The organism is Achromobacter sp. Marseille-Q0513 (genome assembly GCF_018195695.1).
Taxonomy (GTDB): domain Bacteria; phylum Pseudomonadota; class Gammaproteobacteria; order Burkholderiales; family Burkholderiaceae_B; genus Achromobacter.
In genome coordinates, this window is record NZ_JAGTJY010000240.1 from 4,483 (window position 1) to 7,738 (window position 3,256).

Annotated in this window: 5 protein-coding genes; 3 read left to right on the forward strand and 2 right to left on the reverse strand. The window is 70.3% G+C overall.

Features of this window, described 5'->3' with window-relative positions; all coding sequences use genetic code 11:
- The coding region (locus KDH83_RS28185; RefSeq protein WP_212321848.1) for a hypothetical protein at positions 1 to 262 on the reverse strand (262 nt) is incomplete at its 3' end.
- Between KDH83_RS28185 and KDH83_RS28190 the strand changes: the two genes are divergently transcribed.
- The 3 genes from KDH83_RS28190 (at position 261) to KDH83_RS28200 (ending at position 2,513) form a co-directional block, all read left to right on the forward strand.
- A complete protein-coding gene (locus tag KDH83_RS28190; RefSeq protein WP_249205412.1) occupies positions 261 to 974 on the forward strand; it encodes a zinc-binding dehydrogenase in 714 nt (237 codons plus the stop codon). The two genes, KDH83_RS28185 and KDH83_RS28190, sit on opposite strands and share 2 nt — an antisense overlap.
- A gap of 159 nt (positions 975 to 1,133) precedes the next feature.
- A complete protein-coding gene (locus KDH83_RS28195) occupies positions 1,134 to 1,511 on the forward strand; it encodes a DUF423 domain-containing protein (protein WP_212321837.1) in 378 nt (125 codons plus the stop codon).
- 99 nt (positions 1,512 to 1,610) lie between these two features.
- Positions 1,611 to 2,513, forward strand: coding sequence for a DMT family transporter (locus KDH83_RS28200; protein ID WP_212321839.1), 903 nt, complete (start codon positions 1,611 to 1,613; stop codon positions 2,511 to 2,513).
- 18 nt (positions 2,514 to 2,531) lie between these two features.
- Here the strand turns inward: KDH83_RS28200 and KDH83_RS28205 are convergent, their stop codons facing one another.
- Entirely contained in the window at positions 2,532 to 3,170 is a 639-nt protein-coding gene (locus KDH83_RS28205; RefSeq protein WP_212321842.1) for a glutathione S-transferase, read from the reverse strand.
- Positions 3,171 to 3,256: the final 86 nt, after the last annotated feature.

Genomic DNA, 3,256 nt, shown 5'->3' on the forward strand with positions numbered 1-3,256 from the left:
CCCCTCCCCCCCCCCCCTCCCCCTCCCCCTCCTCCTTCCCTCTCTCCTTTCCCCCCTCCCTCCTCCCCCTTCTCCTCCCTCTTTCCCTCTCCTCCCTCCCCCTCTCCCCCCCCCTCCCCTTCTCCCCCCCCCCCTTCCCCCCCCTCTTCTCTCCCTCCCCCCCCTCTCCCTTCCTTCCCCCCTCCCTCCCCTTCCTCTTCTCTCCCTTTCTCTCCCTCCCCAACTGCCCGTCCTGCCAGGCGGGCCAGGAGAACCATTGCATGGCCCCGGCCTGCCTGGGCGTGCACCGCGCCGGCGGCTACGCCGACCACGTGCTCGTGCCGCACTCCCGTTACCTGATCGACATCGGCGACCTGGATCCGGCGCAGATCGCGCCCTACGCCTGCTCCGGCCTGACCACCTATGCCGCGCTGAAGAAGATCGGCGAACAGACCTACCGCCAGCATCCCGTGGTGATCTTCGGCGCGGGCGGCCTGGGCCTGATGTGCCTGACGCTCATCAAGGCGCTGGGCGGCGCCGGCGCCATCGTGGTGGACATCGACCCCGCCAAGCGCCAGGCGGCGCTGGAGGCCGGCGCGCTGGCCGCCATCGACGGCGCGGCGCCGGACGCGGCGCAGCAGATCATCAAGGCGGCCGGCGGCAAGCCCGTCCAAGCCGCCATCGACCTGGTCGGCGCGCCCGCCACCACCGCGCTGGCCTTCGACTTCCTGACCAAGGGCGGCAAGCTCATCATCGTGGGCCTGTTCGGCGGCGGCTCGACGTGGCCGATCGCGCTGATTCCCATGAAGGCGCTGTCCATCATCGGCAGCTACGTCGGCAACCTGGCCGAGCTGAAGGAGCTGATGGAACTGGTGCGCGCCGGCAAGGTGCCGCCCATGCCGGTCCACCGCTACGCGCTGGACCAGGCCGACAGCGTGCTGGCCTCGCTGCGGGCAGGCAAGGTGGTGGGCCGCGCGGTGCTCACGACGGCTTGAGCGCCAGCGCCTGGCCGCGCCTGCCGCGGCCAGGCCGAACAGACGCGGCGGCGGGAACGAAGCCGGATCGATCTCCGCCGCGAAGAGCGCCGGCGCCGAATGCCATATCATAGGCACCGGCGGCTCCGCCCAAACGACTCTTCGAACCCAGGACCAGCAATGACAGACCGGCAGCTCACGATACTCGCGGCATTGAACCTCATGGTGGCCGTGGGCGCGGGCGCCTTCGGCGCGCATGGACTCAAGCGCATCGTCAGCCCCGAACTGCTCGCTGTCTGGCAGACCGGCGTGCTGTACCATCTGATCCATGCGCTGGGCATTTTCGCGGTCGCCCTGCTCGGCGCGCGCTATGGTTCGCCCCTGTTGTCGGCCGCCGGCCTGGTCATGTTCGCCGGCATCGTGCTGTTTTCCGGCAGCCTGTATCTGCTTGCGCTGACCGGCACGCACTGGCTGGGCGCGGTCACGCCGCTGGGCGGCGTCGCCTTCCTGGCCTCCTGGGCCATGGTGGCGCTGGCCGCCTACCGCAGCCAGGGCTGAACGCCCGGCCAGCTCGCGCCGGCCCTTGCGTCGGCGCCCTGCATCCAAGCCTTCCCTTCGTACGGCGCCAGGAATCGCCGTGATCCGCTGCTCCCGCCCATGTCCTCCGTCACCCTGCCTACCGCCCGTCCCTCTTCCGCCGCCGCCGGCATCGCCTGTGTCATGGCGGGCATCTTCTTCCTCACGCTCAGCGACGCCAACGCCAAGTGGCTGGGCGCCAGCTATCACCCGCTGCAGATCCTGTTCCTGCGCGCGCTGATCGCGCTGCCCGTGGTCACGGCGCTGGCGCTGTGGCTGGGCGGCCGGCGCGTCTTGCGCACCGGGCATTTGCGCCTGCACCTGGCACGCGGCGCGATCAACGTGGTGTCGGCCTGTTGTTTCTACCTGGGCTTGAATTCCCTGCCGCTGGCCGAGGCGACGGCGATCGCCTTCGCCGCGCCGCTGTTCGTGACGGCGCTGTCGGTGTTCGTGCTGAAGGAGCGCGTCGACAGCCGTCGCTGGCTGGCGGTGCTGGCGGGCTTCGCAGGCGTGCTGATCATCGTGCGGCCCGGCACCGACGCCTTCCAGGCCGCCACCCTGCTGCCGCTGACCACCGCCATGCTGTACGCGGTCATGATGACCACCGCGCGCGGCATCAGCCCCAGCGAAGGCATGCTCACCACCACCTTCTACATCGTGGCCGGGCAATTCCTGTGCAGCATCCTCACCCTGCCCTGGGTCTGGCAGGCGCCGGCTGTCGCCGACCTGCCCTATTTCGCGGGCGTGGCGCTGTTCAGCACGCTGGGGCTGACGCTGATCACGCAGGCGTTCCGCATCGCACCGGCGTCCGTGGTGGCGCCGTTCGACTACACCGGCCTGATCTGGGCCACCGTGCTGGGCTGGGTGTTCTGGCGCGAAGCGCCCGACGCGCTGGCTTATCTGGGCGCAGCATTCATCGCCGGCAGCGGCATCTACATCGCCTTGCGCGAGGCCCGCTCGAAGCCGCGCCGCGGCAAGCGCTAAGGCAAGCGCTGAGGCGCGCTATTCGGTGGGCGGCGGGAAGTTGCGCCGCAACGCCCGAGCCACGGCCGGATTGCGTTCCGCCTCGCGCGCCACCGCCGCCAGCGCCGGGCAGACCGATTCAAACCAAGCCGGCCCCGGACGCCAGCGCGTCATCACGGTCACGTACAGGTCCAGCGCCGAGAACCGCTCGCCCAGCATGTGCGGCGCGCCGGCCTGCCGTTCCAGCTCCTGCCACAGCTCGGCCCGGCGCGTGTGCACGCGTTCGCGCAGCAGGTCGGCGGGCGCGCCTTCCGTGGTCCATTGCGGCGGATTGTCGCCATAGGTGAAAGTGGGATAGATGGCCGCCACCAGCCGGATCAGCAGGTTCAGGAAGCGCGCGCGCTCGGGCTGGTCCGGCAACGGCGCCAGGCCGGCCTGCGGCGCCACGTCGTGCAGGTGCAGGATCATGGCCGCGCTTTCGGTCATGACTTCACCGTCCGGCGTCACCAGCGTCGGCACCTGGCCCAGCGGATTCAGGCGCAGCAGGCGGTCGCGCTGCGGTCCCGGCTTCAGGTAAGGCACGTCTTCCAGCGTGTATGGCACATTGGCCAGCGCCAGCGCCATCTCGACGACGGCGGAGCCGCAGCCGGCCGATCCGATCAGTTCGTAGGTCTTCATGGCTTCATCCCCCCGCCGGCGCGATACGCAGCAGCTCGCCCGGCGATTCGTCCGTCAACACATACACATGGCCGTCCGGTCCGACC

Bases quoted from the DNA above. Each gene is read 5' to 3' on its own strand.
- KDH83_RS28190 (WP_249205412.1), top strand. From the start codon at position 261: ATGGCCCCGGCCTGCCTGGGCGTGCACCGCGCCGGCGGCTACGCCGAC.
- KDH83_RS28195 (WP_212321837.1), top strand. From the start codon at position 1,134: ATGACAGACCGGCAGCTCACGATACTCGCGGCATTGAACCTCATGGTG.
- KDH83_RS28200 (WP_212321839.1), top strand. From the start codon at position 1,611: ATGTCCTCCGTCACCCTGCCTACCGCCCGTCCCTCTTCCGCCGCCGCC.
- KDH83_RS28205 (WP_212321842.1), bottom strand. From the start codon at position 3,170: ATGAAGACCTACGAACTGATCGGATCGGCCGGCTGCGGCTCCGCCGTC.